This is a genomic window from Nonomuraea sp. GTA35 (assembly GCF_041950525.1).
Lineage (GTDB): Bacteria > Actinomycetota > Actinomycetes > Streptosporangiales > Streptosporangiaceae > Nonomuraea.
In genome coordinates this window covers 511623-528966 of record NZ_JBGNUV010000006.1, presented here as the reverse complement: position 1 = coordinate 528966, position 17344 = coordinate 511623, and the positions used below count along the sequence as shown (strand labels likewise).

The following is a 17344-nucleotide window of genomic DNA, read 5'->3' as shown; positions in this document are numbered from 1 at the left end:
AACCCGCAAAAGCGGTTGTACGGCCCCCTCAGCGCCCTTCGGCGGTTGTGTGGGCTTCGGGGCCCTCGGTGTGCACCGCGGCGCAGCCGCAGACCTCCGGGTCGAACACGGCGGTCCCGTCGATGTCGCGGAACAGCCCGCTCCCGGGCGAGAGCCCGAGCAGCGCGTCGGCTGCCAGCACGACGGCGGCGGCGGTGTAGCCGGAGCGCTCGTGCGGGAAGTGCTTGCGGTTGGCGAACTGCCAGCCGGTCCAGTACGAGCCGTCCTCGTGCCGCAGGTGCTGCATGTCGGCGAAGAGCGCCAGCGCCCGCTCCCGGTCACCCAGCGCGTCGAGCGCCAGCACCAGCTCGCACGTCTCGGCCCCCGTCACCCACGGCTGGTCCGACACGCACCGGATGCCCAGCCCCGGCACCACGAACGTCGACCACTCGCGCTCCAGCAGCTCGAACGCCTGCTGTCCGCGCACCGCGCCGCCCAGCACCGGGTAGTACCAGTCCATGGAGAAGCGGCTCTTGTCCGCGAACGACTCGGGGTGCGCCGACAGCACGTGGGCCAGCCGGTCGGCGGCCAGCTCCCAGTGCGGCTGCGGATCGCCCAGGTGGTCGGCGAGCAGCACGCCGCAGCGCAGCCCCTGGTGGATGGAGGAGCAGCCGGTGAGCAGCGCGTACGTCGCGGCCTGGCCCCGCGCGTCGCGCTCCCAGACGATCTCGCCGCGCTCGGTCTGCAGCCCCGCCACGTAGTCGAGCGCGGCCTTGACCATCGGCCAGCTCTCCTCGGTGACGCGCCGGTCGCCGGTGACGAGGTGGTGGTGCCAGACGCCGACGGCGACGTAGGCGGCGTGGTTGGTCTCGCCGCCCGGCTCCGTCGGCACGCCGTCGACCAGCTTCATCGGCCAGGAGCCGTCGGCGCGCTGGTGGCGGGCCAGCCAGGCGTAGCCGCGGCGCACCGGCTCGGCCAGGCCCGCCGCGGACATCGCCATCAGGCACTCGACGTGGTTCCACGCGTCCACGTGGCCCTCGGGCCAGGGCACGCCGCCGTCGTCCTGCTGGATCGCCGCGATGCTCTCGGCCGTCCGTACGACCTCCTCGCGGGAGATCATGGCTTCCTGACGTAGAGGACCACGCTCTTGCCGATGATCGGGTTGAGCAGGGACTCGGCGATCCTGGTGGCGGCAGGGCGCTTCATGATGTCCCAGACCAGCAGCTCGTGGTACGCCTTGGCGAGCGGGTGCTCGTCGTTGTTGACGCCGACCGCGCACTTGATCCACCAGTACGGCGCGTGCAGGCCGTGCGCGTGGTGGTGGGGGCCGATCTCGAAGCCGGTGGCCTTCAGCTTGGCCGACAGCTCGGCGAGCGTGTAGATGCGCACGTGGCCGCCAGGAGCGGTGTGGTAGTCCTCGTCCAGCGCCCAGCAGATCCGCTCGGGCAGGAAGCTCGGCACGGTCACGGCCGCCGTGCCGCCCGGCTTGAGCACGCGGAAGATCTCGCGCATGGCCGCCATGTCGTCCGGGATGTGCTCCAGCACCTCGGCCGCGATGACCCGGTCGAAGCTGCCGTCCTCGAACGGCATGTCCAGCGCGGTGCCCTGGACGGTCTCGCCGGTGGCGCCGTCGGGCACCTCGCCCGCCTTGTCCATCGCGACGAACATGCTCGCCACGCCGTCCAGCTCGGACTGGTCCATGTCGAACGCGATCACGTCCGCCCCGCGGCGCAGCACCTCGAAGGCGTGCCTGCCGCCGCCGCAGCCCAGGTCGAGCACGCGCACGCCCGGACCCACGGGCAGGCGGGCGAAGTCCACGGTCAGCACTGGTCAGCCTCTCCTCTTGTGGTTCTCGATGGCCTCGTGGTACGCCTCGACGGTCCGCTTGGCCACGACGTGCCAGGTGTAGCGCTCCATGACGCGGTCGTATCCGGCCTTGCCCACCCGCTCGCGCTCCTCCGGCGAGTCGTGCAGGCGGCGCAGCACCGCGGCCAGCTCCTCGGAGTCGCCCGGCGGCACCTGCACGGCCGCGTCGCCGACGACCTCGGGCAGCGCGCCCGTACGGCTGGCGACCAGCGGCGTGGCGCAGGCCATGTGCTCGACGGCGGGCAGCGAGAAGCCCTCGTACAGGGAGGGGACGACGGAGATCTCCGAGGTGGCGATCAGCTCGCCCAGTTCGTCGTCGGAGATGCCGTGCACGAACCGCACCCGGTCCTGCAGCGACAGCTCCTGCACGAGCTGCTCCGTCGGGCCGCCGGGGGTGGGCTTGCTGACGACGGTGAGGTTCACGTCGCGCTCGGTGGCCAGCTTCGCCACCGCGCGCAGCAGCGTGGCGACGCCCTTCATGGGGGAGTCGGCGCTGGCCACGGCCACGATCGAGCCCCTGCGCCTGGGCTTGTCCGGGCGCGGGTGGAAGTAGCGGGTGTCCACGCCGAGCGGGATCAGGCGCATGTTGGCCTGGGGGACGTTGAAGTCGCGGTGGATGTCGGCCAGCGACGACTCGCTGACGGTCAGGATCGGGCTGAGCTTCGGCGCGACGCGCGACTGCATCTTCACGAAGCCGTACCAGCGGCGCATGGTGAGCTTCTTGGCGCCCTGGGCGGCCTCCAGCTCGATGCGGCGGTCCACGCTGATCGGGTGGTGGATGGTGCCGACCACGGGGAACAGCTTCTGGATGCCGAGCAGGCCGTATCCGAGGGTCTGGTTGTCCTGCACGACGTCGAAGTCGCCGACGCGCTTCTTCAGCTCGCGGTAGGCCCGCAGCGTGAACGTCAGCGGCTCGGGGAACCCGGCGGTCCACATGGTGCCGACTTCCAGCCAGTCGATCCAGTCGCGGTACTCGTGCAGCTTGGGCGTTCTGAAGGGGTCCTCGTCGCGGTAGAGGTCGAGACTGGGCACCTTCCGGAGGATGACGCCCTCGTCCAGCTCGGGGTAGGGCTGGCCGGAGAACACCTCGACGTGGTGCCCGAGCGCGACCAGCTCCCGGCTCACGTGGCGGAGGTAGACCCCCTGACCGCCACAGGTGGGCTTGCTGCGGTAGGACAGAAGCGCGATCCGCAGCCTTCGCTCCCGCACGGACACCCCTTTCTCCGCCGGTAGGGCCCGGAGTCGGGCGTGTACCGTGAAAGATGACCTTAGTCCGAGAAGGCTACCATTCGGTAGGTCGGGTGGAATTGTTCACAATGGCCGTTGCAGGGCGTGCGAACTGCGACATTGCCGTAACCGAGCGTGGTTCGGTGGAACGTGTTCTATGTGGCCTGATGTCCTTGCGAGGTGCTTAGCTGTACATTCCCGTCTCAAAGGGACAGGGCAGGCGATAGTTGGAGGACCCCTTGGCCAGGCGCGCTCTGATCACCGGTATCACCGGCCAGGACGGTTCCTATCTGGCGGAGCATCTGCTCGAGCAGGGGTACGAGGTCTGGGGGCTGGCCCGCGGGCAGGCGAACCCGCGCGTGTCGCAGATGCGGAAGCTGCTGGCCGACGTCCGGGTGGTGCGGGGGGACCTGCTGGACCAGGGGTCGTTGATCTCGGCCGTGGAGCGGGTTCAGCCGGACGAGGTGTACAACCTGGGAGCGATCTCGTTCGTGCCGATGTCGTGGGAGCAGGCCGAGCTCACGGCCGAGGTGACCGGGATGGGCGTGCTGCGCATGCTGGAGGCGATCCGGGTGTGCTCGGGCGTGTCGCGGGGCGTTTCTCCTGGTTCGAGCGGGCAGATCCGCTTTTATCAGGCTTCGTCCTCCGAGATGTTCGGCCAGGTCAGCGAGACCCCGCAGAACGAGCGCACCGCCTTCCACCCGCGGTCGCCGTACGGGGTGGCCAAGGCGTACGGGCACTTCCTGACGCAGAACTACCGCGAGTCGTACGGCATGTTCGCCGTGTCGGGGATCCTGTTCAACCACGAGTCGCCGCGGCGCGGCGCCGAGTTCGTCACCAGGAAGGTGTCGCTCGGGGTGGCCCGGATCAAGCTGGGGCTGGCGACGGAGCTGCGGCTGGGGAACCTGGAGGCGCGGCGCGACTGGGGGTACGCCGGCGACTACGTCAAGGCCATGCACCTGATGCTGCAGGCCGGCAGGCCCGAGGACTACGTGATCGGGACCGGGCGGATGAAGTCGGTCAGGGAGCTGGTGGAGGCGGCCTTCAGCGCGGCGGGGCTGGAGTGGGAGCAGTACGTCGTCACCGACCAGACGCTGCATCGGCCGGCGGAGGTGGATCTGCTGTGCGCGGACCCGAAGAAGGCGCGGGTGCAGTTGGGGTGGGAGCCTCGGGTGTCGTTCGACGAGCTGGTGGCGATGATGGTCGAGGCGGATCTGCGGCTGCTCACGGACGGCGGCGACCCGCACGACGACAGTTCCTGGCCCTGATCGCCGCCCGCTGACTCCGGCCCGCTGACTGCCTGCTGGGTTCTTCCCTCTGCCCCGGTGCGCTTGTCCCCGTGGGCCCCTGCGCCTTGGTCGCCAAGCCTGCGTCCGTGCGCGCCGTACGCCGTGCACGCTCGCGTCTTCAACCCCGCCTCATGTCCGGACCATTGACAAAACGAATTTTTACGTAAAAAATTGATTTTGCCATGAGAGACGTCCTGTATCTCGAACAGATCGAGCAAGCCGAAGCCCTGCTCAAGCCGCAGCGCGTGGAGGTGCTGCGGCAACTCGCCGAGCCGCGCACCTGCTCGGAGGTCGCCGAACGCCTCGGCCAGACGCCGCAGCGGGTCTACTACCACGTCAAGAGGCTGGTCGAAGCGGGGCTGGTCGACCAGGTGTCCGAACGGAAGGTGCGCGGCGTCCACGAGGGCATCTACCAGGCCGGAGCGCGCTCGTACTGGCTGTCGCCCCGGCTCGTGGGCCGCCTCGGGCTGCGCAAGGTCCGCGACCAGCTCAGCCTCGGCTACCTGCTCGATCTCATGGAGGAGGTCCAGGCCGACATAGCGGCGCTCGACCGGACCGCCTCCGAGCTTCCGTCGATCGGTCTCTCCGGAGAGATCCGCGTGCGTCCGGAGCACCGCCAGGAGTTCCTGACCGAGTTGCAGGGCCTGCTGCAGAACCTGTTCACCCGCTACGGCGGGGCGGAGGGCGACGCCTTCAAGCTGGCCCTCGCCTGCTATCCGCAGACCGCTCAAGAGCCCAGAGGAGAACAAGACCATGACTGAGCCCATGATTGTCCGCGCCGGCATCCCGGCGCCGGTCGAGCGGGTGAGCCGCGCGCTGACCGATCCGGCCGACCTGCGCGTCTGGCTGGCCGAGCACGTCGAGGTGGAGCTGCCGGAACGGTTCGCGTTCTGGGGGCGTACGACGCCGGAGGGCGACGCGCCGCACCAGCGGCTGCTGCACGCGGACGAGCGCACGGTGCGCTTCGCGTGGCTGCTCGACGGCGAGGAGACGACCACCGAGCTGTCGATCGAGGCCGACGGTGACGACCGGACGACCCTGACCCTGTCGCAGACGCACTTCGACTTCCAGGACGTCATCACGGGCAAGAGCATCCGGGGCGTGCTGCAGACGTACTGGTGCCAGGTGCTGACCAACCTGGCCGAGCACCTGGAGGGGCGCGCGCTGACGCCCATGCAGGACTACACCTCGACGGACATGCGGGTCGAGGTCTCGGTCGACGCGCCGGCGTCGAAGGTGTTCCATGCGATCACCGACTCGGAGGCGGTGTCGCGGTGGTTCGGCTACACGATCGAGATCGAGCCGTACGAGGGCGGGCGCCTGGCCATGGGCGGCTTCGACAACAACCCGGACCCCTCCAAGGTGCTGGAGGTCGTGCCCGACCGCAAGTTCTCCGTGGACTGGGGCGACGGCGGGGTCGGAACGTGGGAGCTGGAGGGGTCCGGCGGGAAGACGCGGCTGACGCTGGTGCAGAGCGGCTTCGACCAGGCGCACCCTCCGTACGCGGCGTGGGGCGGCTTCCTGTCGGGGCTCGCCGAGCTGCGACGCTACCTGGAGGTGCCGGACTGGAAGCCGGTCATCATGGCGTAGGCATTCGGCGTCCTCGCCCGCCACACCCTGGACAACCGTCCCCTGTCCACAGAACCCCGTTCTGCTCATCCCCGCTCGGCCCGGCCGCGGCATCCTGCGCCCATGAACTCACCGCTGCTCCCACCTCCGCCGCCGGGCAAATCCATCCCGCCCGCGCCGTCACCGGCAACATCGTCCTCATCCTCGTCCTCGCCCTCCCTGGCGGAACGCGCCCGCCGCGTGACCCGGGCAGCCCCGCAGACCACCGTCTGCCGTCAGACAGCAGCACACATCTGGGGCATCGAAACCCTCTCCGCGCCGGAGGAGGTCTGGCCGGTGGAGCTGGCCGCTCACAGCCACCTCGCGATCCCCGGCTGCGTCACCTATGTGATGCCTCTGCCTGACGAGGACATCACGGAGCACAGAGGCATCCATCTCACCACCATGGCCCGCACGGCGCTCGACTGCGCCCGCTGGCTGCCGCGTATGGAAGCCGTGGCCGTCCTCGACCAGTTCGCCCGCAGAGGCGTGGACCTGGAAGCCCTGTGGTACCGACCCCTGAACACGTGGAGCCTCCGCGAAACCCTCAGCCTCGCCGACCGCGGCGCAGCCTCTCCCCGAGAGAGCTGGCTGAGGGTCATCCTGGTCGACGGCGGCCTGCCCAGGCCCACCACCCAGATCAGGGTGGAGCTGGGCGAAGACCGATCCGCCTACCTCGACCTGGGCTGGGAGGAGTTCAAGGTCGCGGTGGAGTACGACGGCCAGGAGCACCACACCTCACCCGCCGACCAGCAGCACGACGCGGACCGCCGCGAGGAGTTGCGCCGGCGTGGCTGGCGCGTGATCGCCGTCCGCCGAGACGTCATCCCCGGCCAGATCGCCGACCTCCTCCACCACGTGGCCAACGCCTTGATCGAACGCGGCTGGCGCCCGGGCCCGCAAGGCACGATCCGCATCTTGAGCCGCATCCGAGCAGCCCGCCGCGCCCGCCGCTACCGGTTACCCCCGCCCTCACCCCCGCCACCCACGACGCACCCACCCGCGTTCCGCCGCAGGAAGGAGGGGGAGACGAAAAGCGGGGAGCGGAAGAGAGGGGAGACAGCGGAAGGAGGGAGGGGCCCGCGGCGGAGACCGGAGCGTGGAAGCGGTCGGGTCAGCCGATGGTCACGGGCAGTTCCTTGATGCCGTTGATGAAGTTGGAGCGCAGGCGCCGGACCTCGCCCGTCTGGCGCAGGCGGGGGTGGCGGCGGGCCAGTTGCTCGAAGAGGACGCGGAGCTCCAGCTTGGCCAGGTGGTTGCCCAGGCAGAAGTGTGCTCCGCCGCCGCCGAAGCCGATGTGGGGGTTCGGGTCGCGGGCGATGTCGAAGATCTCGGCGTCGGGGAAGACGGAGGTGTCGCGGTTGGCGGAGGAGTAGAAGACCACGACCTTGTCGTTCTCCTTGATCTCCTGCCCGCCCAGCACCTGGTCGGTGGTCGAGGTGCGCCGGAAGAGGTTGACGGGGGAGACCCAGCGGACGATCTCGTCCGCTGCCGTCCTCGCCAGTGCCGGGTCGGCGACCAGACGGTCCCACTGGTCGGGATGGTCGAAGAGCGCGAGCATGCCGCCGGAGGCCGCGTTGCGGGTGGTCTCGTTGCCTGCGACCACGAGAAGGAGGACGAAGAGGTCGAACTCGTCCTCGCCGAGGGTCTCGCCGTGCTCGTCCGACTGGAGGAGCTTGGTGACGATGTCGTTCCTGGGGTTGGCCCTGCGCTGGGCGGCGAGCTGGTTGGCGTAGGCGTAGACCTCCATGGCCGCACCCGAGCCCTCCTCGGGGCTGGCGGCGTAGTCGGGGTCCTGGGAGCCGATCATGCGGTTGGACCAGTTGAACAGCTTGTCGCGGTCGGTTGCCGGGGCTCCGAGCAGCTCGCAGATCACGTAGAGAGGCAGGGGCGCGGCGACTTCGGTGACGAAGTCGATCTCGCCGGTCAGCTTGTCGAGGAGGTCGTCGCAGATGTCGCGGATGTGCTGTTCGAGTGCTCCGATCGTGCGCGGGGTGAAGCCGCGGTTGACCAAGGAACGCCGCCTCGTGTGCTCCGGGGGGTCCTGGTTGAGCATCATGAGGCGCTGGAGCGCGATCTGGTCCTCGGGGAGGTCCTCGAAGAGGGCGAGTTTACGGTGGGAGGAGAAGAGGTCGGAGTGCCGCGACACGTGCACGACGTCCTCGTAGCGCGTCACGGCCCAGAAGCCGGGCTCGCCCTCGTGCCAGTGGACGGGGGAGTTCGCGCGTAGCCAGGCGAGCTGGTCGTGGGGTGGGCCGGCGTTCGCGTAAATGTCCCTGTCGACAAGGTCGATGTGCACGCGGGTCACCTCTTGATCAAGCGCTTGGTTAGAGCTATCTGAAACGTGTTCTATTACGGAGCTGTACGGTCGTCAAGGACGGGCATGGATCCTTCCTGATACGTCCTGCCGCAAACCGCCTCTGACCTGCTCCTTTCTTGTCGTATCGCATGTCGCCGGCTCTTTGTGTCACTCGCCATGCCCTGCCAGGTGTTCCTCGTCCACGTAGCGAGTCGTTGCTTGGGACGTTCTTGCCGTCCGTGCGGGTCGCGTCCACCCCGGCGGGCCGTTGCGGGCGGCTGGGCGTCTGGCCGAGGAGTGATTGCCGCCCGTGCGGCGCGTCGTGGGTGGATGGAGCGAAGCTCGCGTCGTCTCGCGCCGAGTTGTCTCGTTGTGCGTCGCGTGGACTTTCGTGCCCTGTCCCGGTGTGTGCTCGGGAGGAGGGTTTTGTCGTCCGATGTATGGGGGGACGGGATTTCGGCTGTGTGGACGGGGGGTGGTCGGGTGGTTAAGTGGGTTCACAGGTGGGAGGGGAGCGTTATGGGGGTGTTTCGTGGTTACGGATCGGATGTATCCGTCATGTGGCACTTGACACACTCCGTTCACCAGCACGAGCATCTTGAAACGAGACATCCGATGTATCGACGAGAAGGGTGCGGTGTGAAGCTGCTGCGAGTTGGACCCGTCGGCCAGGAACGGCCGGTGGTCATGGATGACGCCGGTAACCTGCGCGACATCGGAGAGCCCGAGATCGACGGGGCTTTCCTCGCTTCCGGGGGAGTGGCGCGTGTCCGCGAGGCGCTGGAGCGTGGGGATCTGCCCGTTGTCGAGGCCGAAGGGGTGCGGATCGGAGCGCCGATCGCGCGGCCCGGGAAGATCGTCTGCATCGGTCTGAACTACAGCGATCACGCCGCCGAGTCCGGTGCCGCGGTGCCGGCCGAGCCTGTGGTGTTCATGAAGGCGAGCAACACCATGGTCGGCCCGTACGACGAAGTGCTCGTGCCGCGGGGCAGCGTGAAGACCGACTGGGAGGTGGAGCTGGCCGTCGTCATCGGACAGCAGGCCCGTTACCTCGGCAGCCGGGAGGAGGCGCTCGGTGTGATCGCCGGGTACGCGATCTCCAACGATGTCTCCGAGCGGGAGTTCCAGCTGGAGCGGGGTGGACAGTGGGACAAGGGGAAGTCGTGTGAGACCTTCAACCCGCTGGGCCCGTGGCTGGTGACGGCCGACGAGGTGGGCGACCCGCAGAACCTGGCGATGCGGCTCTGGGTGAACGGGGAGCTGCGGCAGGACGGCGACACCAAGAACATGATCTTCGATGTGGCCGAGGTCGTGCGGTATCTGAGCCAGTTCATGGTGCTGGAGCCCGGTGATGTGATCAACACCGGTACGCCGGCCGGCGTGGCGATGGGGATGCCCGGGCAGCCGTACCTGCGGGCCGGCGACGTGATGGAGCTGGAGATCGAGGGGCTCGGGCGGCAGCGCCAGACGGTGGGGCAGGCATGACCGGAGCGACGGACTCTCCCAAGCACGTCGCGGGGGTTCACGAGGGCACGGGACCCGGCGACGGTGCGGGTCCGGGTGCGGGTGCGGCTCCCAGCGCGGGCGGGGGCGCGGGTCCCGGTAAGGGTGAGGGGACGGGGGCGTACAGGATCGTGGAGATGGAGACGCACGACGTGCGGTTCCCGACCTCCCGCCAGCTCGACGGCTCCGACGCGATGAACCCCGACCCCGACTACTCCGCCGCCTACGTGGTCCTCAAGACCGACGACGGCTACGAGGGTCACGGGTTCGCGTTCACGATCGGCCGCGGCAACGACGTCCAGACCACGGCCATCAGCGCCCTGGAGCCGTACGTGATCGGCAAGGACGTCGAGAACCTCGGCGCGCTCTACCGCGACATGGTGGGCGACTCGCAGCTGCGCTGGCTGGGCCCGGAGAAGGGCGTCATGCACATGGCGATCTCCGCCGTGGTCAACGCCCTGTGGGACCTCAAGGCGAAGCGGGCGGGCAGGCCGCTGTGGCGGTTGCTGGCCGAGATGTCGCCGGAGGAGATCGTCGAGCTGATCGACTTCCGGTATCTGAGCGACGCGCTGACGAAGGACGAGGCCCTCGAGATCCTGAAGGGGAACGAGGCGGGCAAGGCCGAGCGGATCGAGCGGCTGATCCAGGAGGGGTACCCGGCCTACACCACGTCCCCCGGCTGGCTCGGGTACGACGACGAGAAGTTGCGGCGGCTCTGCAAGGAGGCGCTGGAGCAGGGGTTCGGGCAGATCAAACTCAAGGTCGGCGCGGATCTGGAGGACGACCGGCGGCGGTTCAGGGTGGCGCGCGAGGTGTGCGGGCCGGACTTCCCCATCGCGATCGACGCCAACCAGCGCTGGGACGTCGGCTCGGGCATCGAGTGGGTCAACGCGCTGCGCGAGTTCAGGCCGCACTGGGTGGAGGAGCCGACCAGCCCTGACGACGTGCTCGGGCACGCCGCCATCGCCAGGGGCATCGCCCCCATCCGGGTGGCCACGGGCGAGCACGTCCAGAACCGCATCGTGTTCAAGCAGCTCCTGCAGGCCGAGGCCATCTCGTACGTGCAGATCGACTCCGCCCGCGTCGGCGGCGTCAACGAGAACCTGGCGATCCTGCTGCTGGCGGCCAAGTTCGGGGTGCCGGTGTGCCCGCACGCGGGCGGGGTCGGGCTGTGCGAGCTGGTGCAGCACCTGTCGATGTTCGACTACGTGGCGGTCACCGGGACGATGGAGGGCCGCGTGATCGAGTACGTCGACCACCTGCACGAGCACTTCGTGGACCCGGTGGTGATCCGCGACGGCCGGTACGTGGCGCCGTCCAGGCCGGGGTTCAGCGCGGAGATGCACGCCGAGTCGATCGCCGCCCACACGTTCCCCGGCGGCGAGGTCTGGCGGGACGGCGGCACACCATGAGCGGGGGACAGGGCACGAAGGAGAGCGGCGTGAGTCTGAAGGCGGTCGTGACCGGCGGCGGTTCCGGCATCGGGCTGGCGGCGGCGCAGGCGCTGGCCGGGCGCGGCATGACGGTCGCCTGCCTCGACCTGAACCCGCCCGGTGAGCCGTTCATCGGCATCAAGGCCGACGTGACGGACGACGCGCAGGTACGGGCGGCGGTGGCCGAGGCGGCCGAGCGGATGGGCGGCATCGACGTGCTCGTGAACAACGCGGGCATCGGAGCACAGGGCACCATCGAGGACAACCCGGACAGCGAGTGGCACAAGGTGTTCGACGTCAACGTGCTCGGCATGGTCCGGGTGGCGCGGGCGGCGCTGCCGTACCTGAGGAGGTCCGGGCACGCCGCGATCGTGAACACGTGCTCGATCGCCGCCACCGCGGGGCTGCCGCAGCGGGCGCTCTACAGCGCCACCAAGGGCGCGGTGCTGTCGCTGACGCTGGCGATGGCGGCGGACCACATCCGCGAGGGCATCCGGGTCAACTGCGTCAATCCGGGCACCGCCGACACGCCGTGGGTGGGCAGGCTGCTGGACGCGGCCGACGACCCGGAGGCGGAGCGGGCGGCGCTCAACGCCAGGCAGCCGATGGGCCGCCTGGTCACGGCGGAGGAGGTGGCCGCGGCGATCGCGTACCTCGCGAGCCCCGAGTCCGCCTCGACCACCGGCACCGCGCTCGCGGTGGACGGCGGCATGCAGGGGCTGCGGCTCCGGCCCGCCAACTAGGGCCAAGCTACTCAAGGAAGGTAACCCCCCAATGAAGTTCGGACGGGCGGTCGCGGCAGCGGCCCTCTTGGCGGTCGTGACCGCGTGTGGCTCGGGTACCACGGCAGGAGGAGGAAGCGGCGGCGGGAAGGTCGGCATCGACCACCCGCGGGCCGACTCCGACTTCTGGAACTCCTACATCAAGTACGTCCCGCAGATGGCCGGCGAGCTCAAGGTGGACCTCATGCCCGCCACGAACTCGCAGAACGACGTGGCCAAGCTGGTCAACAACGTGCAGGCGCTGACCGGCCAAGGCGCCAAGGTCATCGTCATGGCCCCGCAGGACACCGGCGCCATCGCCAACACGCTCCAGCAGCTGGAGAACAAGAAGATCCCGGTCGTCACCGTGGACACCCGTCCGGACAAGGGCAAGGTCTACATGGTCGTCCGCGCCGACAACCGCGCGTACGGCACCAAGGCGTGCGAGTTCCTCGGCGAGAAGCTCGGCGGCAAGGGCAAGGTGGTGCAGCTCCAGGGCGCGCTCAGCTCGATCAACGGCCGTGACAGGTCGGAGGCGTTCCTGGAGTGCATGAAGGCGAAGTTCCCCGGCATCACCGTGTTCAGCGAGCCGACGGAGTGGGAGGGCAGCAAGGCGGCGTCCATGCTGCAGACCCGCCTGGAGCAGAACCCGGATATCAAGGGCATCTACATGCATGCGGGTGGCGTGCATCTGGCGCCGACGCTGCAGGTGCTCAAGCAGAAGGGCCTGCTCGTCGCGCCGGAGGACCCCAAGCACGTCTTCGTGATCTCCAATGACGGGATCCCGCAGGAGTTCGAGGCCATCCGCAAGGGCGAGATCGACGCGACGGTGTCGCAGCCAGCCGACCTGTACGCCAAGTACGCCCTCTTCTACGCCAAGGCCGCGGCGGAGGGCAAGACGTTCAAGCCGGGCCCGACGGACCACGACAGCACGATCATCCAGCTCCCGAACGGCCTGGAGGACCAGCTCCCCGCGCCGCTGGTGACGAAGGAGAACGTGGACGACAAGGCCCTCTGGGGCAACCAGGTCAAGTAGATGAACCTTCACGTTGAAGCCCGGAACGTGGTCAAGCGCTTCGGCCCGACGACCGCGCTCAACGGCGCGGAGATCGCGATCGCCGAGGGCGAGACGCACGCGCTGGTCGGCAGGAACGGCGCGGGCAAGTCCACGCTCGTGTCGATCCTGACCGGGCTGCAGCGGCCGGACGAGGGCGAGGTGCGGTTCTCGGGGCAGGCCGCGCCCGCCCTGGCCGACCGTGACGCCTGGCGGCAGCGCGTGGCCTGCGTCTACCAGAAGTCCACGATCATCCCGGCGCTCACAGTCGCCGAGAACCTGTTCCTCAACCGGCAGTCCGACGGGCACGCGAGGATCAACTGGAGAAGGCTGCGGGCCAGGGCGCGCGAGCTGCTGGACACCTACGAGGTGGACGTGGACGCGCAGGCGCTGGCCGGCGACCTGAGCGTGGAGCAGCGCCAGCTCGTGGAGATCGCCCGCGCGCTGTCGTTCGGCGCCAGGTTCATCATCCTGGACGAGCCGACGGCGCGGCTGGACGGCCCGGCCATCGAGCGGCTGTTCACGCGCATGCGGTCGCTGCGCGAGCAGGGCGTCACGATGATGTACATCTCGCACCACCTCGACGAGGTCTACGAGATCTGCCAGAGCGTCACCGTCTTCCGCGACGCCCGGCACGTCACCACCAGGCCGGTCGCCGACCTGCCGCACGACGAGCTGGTGGCCGCGATGACGGGGGAGGCCACGGCGGCCTACGAGGCGCGCGAGCACACGCCCGGCGAGCGGGTGGTGCTGCAGGGCGAGAGCCTCAGCCTGGCGGGGCGCTACTCGGACATCGACCTCTCCGTCAAGGAGGGCGAGGTCGTCGGCCTGGCCGGCTCCGCGAGCAGCGGCAAGGTCGGCCTCGCCGAGACCCTGGTCGGGCTGCGCCGGCCCGACACCGGCACGGTCACGGTGAACGGCACCCGGGTCAGGCCCGGCGACGTGCCGGCCGCCATGAAGGCCGGGCTCGGGTTCGTGCCCGAGGACCGCCACCACGAGGGCTTCGTCCCGCTGCTCTCGGTGGGGGAGAACGCCACGTTCCCGATCGCCCGCAAGCTGGGCCGCTACGGCCTGGTCTCCCCGGCCAGGCGCCGCGCCAGGGCCGAGCAGATGATCGGCGCGCTGGACATCAAGACCGAAGGCCCCGACCAGCCGGTCGGCGACCTGTCCGGAGGGAACGCGCAGAAGGTCGTGTTCGCCCGGGCGCTCGTGGACGACCCGACCGTGCTGGTGGTGATCAACCCGACCGCCGGCGTGGACGTCAAGGCCAAGCAGGCCCTGCTCGGCGCCGTCGAGGACGCGGTCGAGCGCGGGGCGGGCGCCGTGGTGGTCTCCGACGAACTGGACGACCTGCGGATCTGCGACAGGGTGCTGGTGATGTTCCACGGCAGGGTGGTGAAGGACGTGCCACGTGGCTGGACCGACCACGAGCTCGTGGCCGTGATGGAAGGCATGGAAGAGTGACGACTTTGACTGCGCCGGCCCCCCGGCTGAAGCTGGCCAGGTTCCGCGACCTGACGCTCGTGCCGGTGATCGTGCTCCTGCTGGTCGTGGGCGCGTTCCTGGACCCGACCTTCCTGACGGCGGGCAACCTGACGAACGTGCTCCAGCAGCAGGCGGCGATCTCGCTGCTCGTGCTGGCCGAGGCGATGATCCTGATCGCCGGCAAGTTCGACCTCTCGCTGGAGTCCACGGTCGGCACCGCGCCGGCCATCGCGGTGATGCTGGTGGTCCCGGTGGCGGCGGGCGGGTTCGGCATCGGGCTGCCCGGGGCGCTGGTGATCCCGCTGGCGCTGCTCATCGGGGCGGCGATCGGGGCGTTCAACGGCTTCCTGATCATCAGGTTCCAGCTCTCGGCGTTCATCGTCACGCTGGCCATGCTGATCATCGTGCACGGGTTCCTGCAGGGCCCGACCGAGGGCAAGACGCTGTTCCAGCTCCCCGAATCGATCCTCTACCTGGGCAGCGCCATGTGGCTCGGCCTCCCGGCCGCCATCTGGATCGCCGGCCTGCTGTTCGCCGCCGGCATCTTCGGCCTCGGCTACCTCAGGCTCGGCCGCGCGCTGTACGCGATCGGCGGCAACATCGACGCGGCCCGCGCCGCCGGCATCCGGGTGGACCGGGTCCTGTACGGCGTCTTCATCCTGGGCGGAACGCTCGCGGCACTGGCCGGCATCCTGGAGACCGGGCGTCTCGGGGCGATCGGCAACAACCAGGGCGTCGGCTGGATCTTCATGGTGTTCGCCGCGGCCGTCATCGGCGGCGTCAGCATGGACGGCGGCAAGGGCACGATCCTCGGCGCGCTCACCGGCGTGCTGGTGATCGGCCTCGTCCAGAACATCCTGACCCTCATCGGCGTCTCCGGCTTCTGGCAGCCGGTCATCTACGGCTCGATCATCCTCATCGCCCTCATGATCAGTCGGATCGCGGGCGGAAAGGCACAGGACTGATGGCCATCGACCTGCCCCGTCACGGCTTCGGCGGCGCCCCCATCGGCAACCTCTACGACGAGGTCGCCGAGGAGCAGGCCCGCGCCACGGTGGACGCGGCCTGGGAGAGCGGGGTACGCCTGTACGACACCGCGCCCCACTACGGCCTCGGCCTGTCGGAGCGCCGCCTGGGCGCCGCGCTCGCCGGCCGGTCGGGCTACCTGCTGTCCACCAAGGTGGGCCGCCTGCTGCGGCCCAAGGCGTCCGGCGACGGCCGCGACGACGACGTCTTCGACGTCGCCGGCGACCTGGAGAGGGTGTGGGACTTCTCGCCGGCCGGCGTCCGCGCGTCCCTGGACGACTCCCTGGTACGCCTGGGGCTCCCGGCCGTGGACATCGCCCTCATCCACGACCCGGACGACCACGTGGACCAGGCGATCACCGAGGCGGCTCCGGCGCTGGCGGAGCTGCGCGCCGAGGGCCGGGTCCGGGCGATCGGCGTCGGCATGAACCAGTGGGAGGCGCCGCTGCGCTTCGTCCAGGAGACCGACATCGACGTCGTCATGCTCGCCGGCCGCTACACGCTCCTCGACCAGTCGGGCCTGCCCCTGCTGGACGCGTGCGCCGAGCGGGGCGTCCAGGTGCTGGCGGCCGGGGTGTTCAACAGCGGCATCCTGGCCACCCACGAGCCGTCGGGCACCTACAACTACGCGCCGGCCCCGCCGGAGCTGCTCGACCGTGCCACGAGGATCGCGCGGGTCTGCGAGCGCCACGACGTCACCCTGCCGCACGCCGCCATGGCGTTCCCGCTGCGCCACCCGGCGATCGCCACGATCGTGCTGGGCGCCCGCACGCCCGAGGAGGTCCGGCGGAACGCCGAGCTGTGGTCGCGGCCGGTGCCCGAGGAACTGTGGGCGGACCTGGAGGGGGAGGGGCTGCTGGTCAGGACCCGATGAACAACCACGACTTCGACGGCCCCGGCTCGTACGGCGAGTCCAGCCGCTTGGCGACCACCCCGGGCAACCCCTGCTCGCGTGCCGCCTGCCGCACCGCGCCCGCCTCGCCGGGCCAGGACGGCGCGGTCTGCCAGCGGGCTCCGGTCAGCTCCAGCGCTTCCAGGGCGGCCCGCCGCGCCGTGTAGGGCTCGTCCAGCAACGACCGCCCGTCGTCGTACAGCAGGTCGTAGAAGAGGAGGATCTCCGCGCCGCCGAGCGTGGCCACCTCCCCGTCCAGCACCGCCGTACGGCTGCCGAACGACTCCGCCAGCCCGCGCAGCCACGGGTGCTCGCGGGCGGCGTCCGTGCGGCCGCCGTCGATGGGCACCAGGAGCCGCCGCCCGCCCCAGGCGAACTCGAAGGCGTACGCCGCGACGTCCTTCGGGAGCTTGGCGCGCTCGGTCGGGAGCATGGGGGAGACGGACGGGAACGGGTCGCGGACCGCGGAGCCCATGCGGTGGATCATCCAGTTCTTGCCCCGCGTCCGGAACAGCACGAACCGGCCGGAGGCCCGCTCGCCGTTCAGCACGAACTTGACCTCGCGCTCCGACCACTTCTCCGTCTCGTAGGTGCCGGTGTCCCAGATGGTCATGGTGCCGCCGCCGTACTCGCCCCTGGGGATCTCGCCGTGGAAGGTGAGGTACTCCATCGGGTGGTCCTCGGTGTGCACGGCCAGGTGGTTGGTGCCCGGGTCGGCGGGCAGGCCCTTGGGGACGGCCCAGGAGACGAGCACGCCGTCGCGTTCCAGGCGCAGGTCCCAGTGCAGGGAGCGGGCGTGGTGCTCCTGGATGACGAAGGCGTTTCCTTCGGGGGACGGGGAGGGGGCGTCGGGGACGGGCTCTGGGGTACGTTTCGGGTCGCGTTTGCTCCGGTATTTCGAGAGTTTGTCGGACACAGCACC

Annotated in this window: 16 protein-coding genes; 11 read left to right on the top strand and 5 right to left on the bottom strand. The window is 69.8% G+C overall.

Annotated features, from left to right (window positions below; genetic code table 11):
* Positions 1-28 precede the first annotated feature (28 nt).
* Genes ACBJ32_RS29050 through ACBJ32_RS29040 form a run of 3 tightly spaced genes read right to left on the bottom strand, consistent with a single transcriptional unit; the run spans position 29 to position 3060 of the window.
* A complete protein-coding gene (locus tag ACBJ32_RS29050) occupies positions 29-1099 on the bottom strand; it encodes a prenyltransferase (protein ID WP_375129382.1) in 1071 nt (356 codons plus the stop codon).
* Positions 1096-1806, bottom strand: coding sequence for a class I SAM-dependent methyltransferase (locus ACBJ32_RS29045; protein ID WP_375129381.1), 711 nt, complete (start codon positions 1804-1806; stop codon positions 1096-1098). Before ACBJ32_RS29045 ends, ACBJ32_RS29050 begins: the two co-directional genes overlap by 4 nt.
* Positions 1807-1809: 3 nt before the next feature.
* On the bottom strand, positions 1810-3060 hold the full coding sequence (locus ACBJ32_RS29040; RefSeq protein WP_357871871.1) for a glycosyltransferase family 4 protein: 1251 nt from the start codon (positions 3058-3060) through the stop codon (positions 1810-1812).
* Positions 3061-3311: 251 nt separating this feature from the next.
* Between ACBJ32_RS29040 and ACBJ32_RS29035 the strand changes: the two genes are divergently transcribed.
* The 4 genes from ACBJ32_RS29035 to ACBJ32_RS29020 all read left to right on the top strand — a co-directional run bounded on the left by ACBJ32_RS29035 (position 3312) and on the right by ACBJ32_RS29020 (position 7112).
* Positions 3312-4340 (top strand): GDP-mannose 4,6-dehydratase, encoded by a 1029-nt coding sequence (locus ACBJ32_RS29035; RefSeq protein WP_357871874.1) that lies wholly within the window; start codon positions 3312-3314, stop codon positions 4338-4340.
* A 203-nt stretch (positions 4341-4543) separates the two neighbouring features.
* A complete protein-coding gene (locus tag ACBJ32_RS29030) occupies positions 4544-5122 on the top strand; it encodes a helix-turn-helix domain-containing protein (RefSeq protein ID WP_375129380.1) in 579 nt (192 codons plus the stop codon).
* Entirely contained in the window at positions 5115-5951 is an 837-nt protein-coding gene (locus ACBJ32_RS29025) for an SRPBCC domain-containing protein (protein ID WP_375129379.1), read from the top strand. The genes ACBJ32_RS29030 and ACBJ32_RS29025 overlap by 8 nt, the downstream gene beginning before the upstream one ends.
* A 315-nt stretch (positions 5952-6266) precedes the next feature.
* The gene (locus ACBJ32_RS29020; protein WP_375129378.1) at positions 6267-7112 is read left to right on the top strand and encodes a DUF559 domain-containing protein; all 846 of its coding nucleotides are present in this window, start codon (positions 6267-6269) and stop codon (positions 7110-7112) included.
* Here the strand turns inward: ACBJ32_RS29020 and ACBJ32_RS29015 are convergent.
* On the bottom strand, positions 7084-8268 hold the full coding sequence (locus ACBJ32_RS29015) for a cytochrome P450 (protein ID WP_357871882.1): 1185 nt from the start codon (positions 8266-8268) through the stop codon (positions 7084-7086). The genes ACBJ32_RS29020 and ACBJ32_RS29015 overlap by 29 nt on opposite strands.
* A gap of 687 nt (positions 8269-8955) precedes the next feature.
* On the opposite strand from ACBJ32_RS29015, the gene ACBJ32_RS29010 reads away from it, so the two are divergent.
* The 7 genes from ACBJ32_RS29010 to ACBJ32_RS28980 all read left to right on the top strand — a co-directional run bounded on the left by ACBJ32_RS29010 (position 8956) and on the right by ACBJ32_RS28980 (position 16404).
* Positions 8956-9753, top strand: coding sequence for a fumarylacetoacetate hydrolase family protein (locus tag ACBJ32_RS29010; RefSeq protein WP_357871885.1), 798 nt, complete (start codon positions 8956-8958; stop codon positions 9751-9753).
* A 155-nt stretch (positions 9754-9908) separates the two neighbouring features.
* The gene (locus ACBJ32_RS29005) at positions 9909-11183 is read left to right on the top strand and encodes an L-fuconate dehydratase (RefSeq protein ID WP_375129377.1); all 1275 of its coding nucleotides are present in this window, start codon (positions 9909-9911) and stop codon (positions 11181-11183) included.
* Between the two features lie 29 nt (positions 11184-11212).
* The gene (locus ACBJ32_RS29000; protein WP_357871890.1) at positions 11213-11947 is read left to right on the top strand and encodes an SDR family oxidoreductase; all 735 of its coding nucleotides are present in this window, start codon (positions 11213-11215) and stop codon (positions 11945-11947) included.
* 31 nt (positions 11948-11978) lie between these two features.
* Positions 11979-13001 carry a sugar ABC transporter substrate-binding protein gene (locus tag ACBJ32_RS28995; RefSeq protein WP_375129376.1) on the top strand — a complete coding sequence of 341 codons (1023 nt, stop codon included), beginning with the start codon at positions 11979-11981 and terminating at the stop codon, positions 12999-13001.
* Positions 13002-14483, top strand: a complete 1482-nt coding sequence (locus ACBJ32_RS28990) for a sugar ABC transporter ATP-binding protein (RefSeq protein WP_375129375.1) — start codon at positions 13002-13004, stop codon at positions 14481-14483.
* On the top strand, positions 14480-15469 hold the full coding sequence (locus ACBJ32_RS28985; protein ID WP_357871898.1) for an ABC transporter permease: 990 nt from the start codon (positions 14480-14482) through the stop codon (positions 15467-15469). The genes ACBJ32_RS28990 and ACBJ32_RS28985 overlap by 4 nt, the downstream gene beginning before the upstream one ends.
* The gene (locus tag ACBJ32_RS28980) at positions 15469-16404 is read left to right on the top strand and encodes an aldo/keto reductase (RefSeq protein WP_375129374.1); all 936 of its coding nucleotides are present in this window, start codon (positions 15469-15471) and stop codon (positions 16402-16404) included. Before ACBJ32_RS28985 ends, ACBJ32_RS28980 begins: the two co-directional genes overlap by 1 nt.
* On the opposite strand, the gene ACBJ32_RS28975 is transcribed toward ACBJ32_RS28980, so the two are convergent.
* Complete coding sequence (locus tag ACBJ32_RS28975) at positions 16391-17338, bottom strand: DNA polymerase ligase N-terminal domain-containing protein (RefSeq protein WP_375129373.1); 948 nt, start codon at positions 17336-17338, stop codon at positions 16391-16393. The genes ACBJ32_RS28980 and ACBJ32_RS28975 overlap by 14 nt on opposite strands.
* Between the last annotated feature and the right edge of the window lie 6 nt (positions 17339-17344).